We start from the raw sequence: 5,613 nt of genomic DNA, 5'->3' as shown, positions 1-5,613 counted from the left end.
CAAGTTACAACTCGAAACTGCTCGGCGCATAAATATGGCATTAGCCACCTACTCATGTCTCTCAAGTCAATCATGCTCTCATTATTTACTTCTATCATTCCCTCAGCGTCTGACTTACAGCAATGTTAAGAAAGATGCGACTAATGGATAGCTCTGGGACGGGGGAGGCTAACGCCAACGGAGAGGATGTAAGACCAATTCGCGGACGCAAATCCAAGATGCGGCAATCTTCTGTGATGTTGGAAGCTCACACTGTACCGTCAGGTCAGTGTGGGTAGTTCACTATCTGTTTTCGAGCATCAACGCGTAAAATTTGCTGTTCGCTGTTAGTCATTTGCCAAAACTCAGCATGGAAAAACCGACTAGTTATGATCTTGCTGTTTTGCTCACAACTGGTCGGGTGCGGTTTGATTAAGTTATTTTATTCACCAAATATTTTTAGCTTTGACACACCAGTAGATATTGCTTAACTCGCAACAATGTGCTAGTATTGTGATTCTTCCTTGTTAAACTCTCGTTTTTTCCCCCAACTACCTCGTTGGTTATTTTCTTCGCGCGGTTTAGCTTTATTAACTCTAAGTTGACGACCCATCCATTCAGCACCATCTAATTCTGTAATGGCTGCGTCTTCTTGGGCATCTTCATTCATATCGACAAAAGCAAAGCCGCGCATCCGCCCTGTCTCACGGTCGGTAGGCAAGACAACTCTTTTGACCTCGCCGTAGTCTGCAAATACTGCTCTTAAGTCTGCTTCGGTAGCGCGGTAGGAGAGATTTCCAACGTAAATAGTCATATGGGATCACGTAATTTTCAACAAAGAGCGATGAGTTCAGTTAAAAAGCAGATCTAACATAATTGCAAAGTTTGCATAGTTTTCTCTGATTCGCTGATGGCGACTGTTGTAGAGGAGCAACCAATCAGGTGGCATTATCTACAATCACGTGCCATCTGTCTGAACTTACGCATACGCTCATATAATACCTGATTGTGACGTTTTTCAAAGTATGAGATTTTATAAAGCTAGGTGACATATAATTAGCCACTCTTATATGTGAGGTGGAGAGTGGAGAGTGGGGAGTGGGGAGTGGGGAGTGGGGAGTAGGGCTGACAAGTGTAGGTTTTTAATATTTTGCGTTTTGAACGACCCGGGGACGCGGAGACGCAAAGACGCGCTTAAAGATTTCGGAACACAAAAATAAGCTTTTTCAGCTGAATGTAAAATACCTACACCTGTCAGAGCAGGGGGAGCAGCACTTCGACTTCGCTCAGTGAGCAGGGAAAAAATAACAAATACCCAGCCCCCAATCCCCAGTCCCCAACCCCCAGTCCCTTTTACTCAATGGAAATTTGTTGGGGGCCAGTGGCTCTACCGTTATGAGCCTCAGTTGCAAAGAGAGTGTAAGTACTGGAGTTGATTTGTTTATCCAACCAGCTTTTAACAGGATCGTCTGCAAGATTGAGTCGCAGCACTCCAGAGAAGAACCCACCTAGAAATGAGACTGGATGCTGGGTAAACTCTTTGAATATAGGTGACAATTCATCAATGAACATTAAGATTCTCCTAAGTTTGTCGTAAAAATTATAGTTTCTTCATTAATCGTAACTTGTTAGGGATTGGGGATTGGGTGTTTGTTATTTCTTCCCCGCTCACTGAGCGAAGTCGAAGAGCTGCTCCCCCACTCCCAACTCCCCACTCCCAACTCCCCACTCCCAACTCCCCACTCCCAACTCCCAACTCCCCACTCCCAACTCCCCACTCCCAACTCCCCACTCCCAACTCCCAACTCCCCACTCCCCACTCCCAACTCCCCACTCTCACGAAGTTGGCTGCTGTTCGGGGAACATGCACTTATCGGAGTCACAGCCGCTGGGGCCGGCTTCTGTTAATTCTCCTAAATCGTAGCGGCTTAATACTGCACAGAAATCATCTGTTTTTCGTCGTGCTTTTACCTCTTGAGTCAAACGTTCGTATGTTTGCTTATCTATTGGTTCAAAGGGCAAACGTGGAAATGATTGCAAATCATCAAAACGAGCTAAAAGCGCTGCTGAAATGTATCCTTCGTTATTTTGGATAGTTTCATAAATCCGCTGTCCCAGGATTTCTACTTCGTCAGATCGCAACTCTAAAGTGGCAGATGTATTATGAGTGACGTAATGTTGCTGAACTTGAAGCACAAAATCGAATTGGGCTAATACTGAAAACTTAGAAACATCAATTTCATCAGCTCCTGATAAATCAGCCCAAGGCACGGAAACGGGGATTTCTACTAACCATTCACTGACTCTATGATCAAAGGGATCGTTGAGTAAATTTCCCTGTTCATCTTTATCAGATTGAGAAGGAATGACATTATAACCATAGTCAATACAAGCTAAGGCTACTGGGTCATTTCTGCGGAAAGTGATTCGGCGAATAAATCTTTGAGCTTTGGGAGGATGCCACCCTGGACTAGCACCGGTTAATAGTGATTTAGTACCACTAGGTTGAACTGTTGTACAGCGATTTGGTCGTTTGATATGATGGCGATCGCAATAATCCCAAACAACTCGATGTACCGTCTCTCTCCAGAAACTAAGATATTTTTCTTCCTCGCGTTTCAAGGCTAATCCTTGTGCAGTTGCTGGTCTTCCTTCTGACCACCAACGTAACCAGTCAACACCAAAAGCATGAACAAAGAAATCAAATAAACCTGTGAAAGAAACGCCGACAATTGGGTCTAATTCACGGCTATATTGATAACGAGGTTCTAGGAATTTGTGATTTAAAAGTGCTACTACAGATAATGCCCCAGCGGTGAAAGCTTCTTCTTGTTCTTTATAGTTATGTGGGTCAATTTGGTTGAGGTGAACTTCAGATAAATTGCAGTGGAAATTACTACCAATAATTTCTCCGCAAGGATTTAAACCGTAACGAGCCAAACGATGCTCTAGCTCATTATGATCAAGATGAGGATGGTGTTCTTGCAACCACTGTTTCGCTGTTCCTTGGTCATATGCTTGCAAGAAATCAGCTTTTAGTGCTGATGTTGATAGTAAATCACTATTAGCTCTAGCAACAGCTTCGCCAGCCCATTGAATCGCCCCTTCACCGCTGTAATATTGTTTACGGACGGCCTCAATACATTCCTCTAGAGTTGGCTTGCGATGAAAAACTCTAGTATGGTTTGCCATTCTCAAGGCATCACGCTCAGGATCAATTCGCCAGTTGCCGTTTTCGTCCTGCTGCCATAAGTTATCCTTAGCAGTGGACGCTTGTTGATCCTCAGCAATAAACTGACGCATACCCGCACTATTATGTGTCAGATAGCCATCACAATAGAAACAATGTGCTTCTTCGACTTCAATGTCGTAGGTGTGGACATGATCGTAGCTACCCAAACCTTTAACTGTGACTGGGATATCTAGTGAAATATCAGCTTCAGCAATATAACGTTCATAATTGGAATCTATAGAGGGAGAACCCTGAAATCCCATATTTTGCATGTCGCTGTAGGTATAAGCTTCACGCATGATTTCGCCCGGAATGGTGAAACCATCAGCTTTGAGTCCTTGACGCAGTTGTCCTTTGAGCGAGTGAGGTGCAATTAGGGAATTGTAACGGTCTTTAAGTGCTGGAATTGTCAGGTTGTACTTGATTTGCCATTTCTGCTGCTGTGGACGATTAGTGGTGATTCTGCCAGCGATACCCAAACTAGATAAAACAGCACCTACCTGTCTGATAAACGACCGATAAACTGATGTAACCAAATCAGGAGGTTGGTTATTAACAGCACCGTTGCTATCCATTAATCCAGCTAGGTAAGCAGCTCTAATATCTACTGAACCTTGCAAAATAAAACCAGGAATCACCAAAGAAACATTAGGTTGCTGAATATGGCGATGGAAGTACTCAGCTAAGCGAATAGAGGAACAAATAGACTTGGCTGTGTTTTCACCCCTAGTAATGCTATGAGTGGCTGTCAGACCAAATAAACCTAAAGCGGCGTCTATTTTCGCTTGTGTTCTCGCTGTGAGTTCGGTATCTAAACTATTCATCGACCATTCAACACGGCCATAAGGTTTGTTGTGCTTGTTACAACCAAGGGCGATATAGCCATCACCATGAGTTAAGCCAATTAGCCAAGCTATTTCAGGCGTGAATTCAGGAATGGAAAAGGATTTAGCTGTTCGACTTTGTATCGAACCAGATTTAGGAAAATCAACAGGTAGATGAGTGACTTTTCCAGGTAAAATTTGCGTGTTGTGTAAGAGGCGATCGCCTTCAACTAAACTAGCAATAGGCTGCCAGTTGACTGCGCCTTTAGCATCTGCTAAAACAGCTTGTTTGTGATTTAAAGTTGCTCTGGGATAAGTCGCATTAGTTTCAATCTCATAAACATCCTGGTATCCTTGGTCAAATTTATCAACAACTCGCCGGAATCCCAGAGGCGTTTGCACTAAGTCGCCTACCAGGACATCGCAAATGGGAATAAGACCTTTGGAAGTATGAACTAGGGCATCTTCTGGTAAACAACGGCGAATATTACCAGCAACTATGGTGACAGCAGCCTGATCAATTAACAAGCAGCATTCAACAGAGTTTAGTTGTCTACCTATAGCTTTATTAAGGATAGATGCACAATGCTCATAAAGTCCGGGCAATTTCACAGGATTTGCAACTCCGCCAAAACCATTGAGAGTTTCTCCTGCCTGACGGACATCACTGATATCAACTATGACTTCTACAGAATTAGTAAATTGCTCATCAGTAGAGAGTTCTAAGAGGGTTAGATATGATTTCACCCAACCTTCTCGGCTATCTCCAACGTGGATAGTAACCTTGTTACCTTCTATATGAGTTTCAGTATATTCACGACGCAAGTCTTTGGGAGTGCTACCAATTTTGCCCTGCACAGTGATATGCAAAGCATTACGAATAGGAGGCAGTTGGTTAATATACTGCGGTTCTATGATGGCTCCAGTCCCACAGCCCATCATTGCTAAATCCATCATCAACCCGAAAGCACTCCAATCTTCGAGGTTAGTAGAAGTACAGTTATAAGCCCCAGAAAAATTCTTGGGCTTCGCTATCCAGTCTGTCCCACCAACCCATAACCAACGACCACTAGGCAAAGCTTTGAGGTTTTGCTGCATCTGCTTGAGGATGGCAGCCTCTTGTTGGCTTAGCTTACCCAACTCGATTAAACCTTGCAGGGTGCGATCGCATACATCATCCCATGTTTCTCTCAATCCTCCCTCTGTACGGCGGCTGTAAGTTCTAAAAAATACAGGATTAGCAGCAGGGGCTGTTTCAGGAAACTGTGCGCTTTGGCGTTTTCGTTCAAGCTCTCGAACCATAAATCAAGTCTTGTTGCTCGCGGACAAATTATGACTATACGCCAAGTAGATTCAGGATTAAAGATTGTCAAATTGTCCACTTTGCGCTAGCTCTAAAACTGTAGTATTTGCAACATAACTTTATAATGTATAATGTCTCTCACTTAGAAAAAGCTTATACAGCTAGGTTGCAATCCGAACATTGTATCTTCAGAGGGAATAGAGAACGGGCAATAGATACCCTTAGAGGCTGTTTGAAAAGTCAGGTAGTTTGTAAAAAAACTCTCTCAGTGTAAG

4 protein-coding genes are annotated in these 5,613 nt (G+C 43.5%); 1 reads left to right on the top strand and 3 read right to left on the bottom strand.

The genetic code is table 11. The features are described from left to right. The first annotated feature begins 122 nt into the window (after positions 1–122). Positions 123–278, top strand: coding sequence for a hypothetical protein (locus AC5JMF_RS28495; RefSeq protein WP_495799075.1), 156 nt, complete (start codon positions 123–125; stop codon positions 276–278). A 206-nt stretch (positions 279–484) separates the two neighbouring features. Here AC5JMF_RS28495 and rbp read toward each other — a convergent pair whose 3' ends face one another. From rbp to nrdJ, 3 genes are all read right to left on the bottom strand, one after another. Beyond that, positions 485–793, bottom strand: coding sequence for an RNA-binding regulator (gene rbp, locus AC5JMF_RS28490; RefSeq protein ID WP_495799074.1), 309 nt, complete (start codon positions 791–793; stop codon positions 485–487). Positions 794–1,332: 539 nt separating this feature from the next. Further along, positions 1,333–1,551, bottom strand: coding sequence for a ssl0294 family protein (locus AC5JMF_RS28485; RefSeq protein ID WP_495799073.1), 219 nt, complete (start codon positions 1,549–1,551; stop codon positions 1,333–1,335). 264 nt (positions 1,552–1,815) lie between these two features. After that, entirely contained in the window at positions 1,816–5,337 is a 3,522-nt protein-coding gene (gene nrdJ / locus AC5JMF_RS28480; RefSeq protein WP_495799072.1) for a ribonucleoside-triphosphate reductase, adenosylcobalamin-dependent, read from the bottom strand. Between the last annotated feature and the right edge of the window lie 276 nt (positions 5,338–5,613).

The sequence above is a fragment of the Desmonostoc vinosum genome (assembly GCF_059505385.1).
This window is presented reverse-complemented; position numbering and strand designations above follow the sequence as displayed.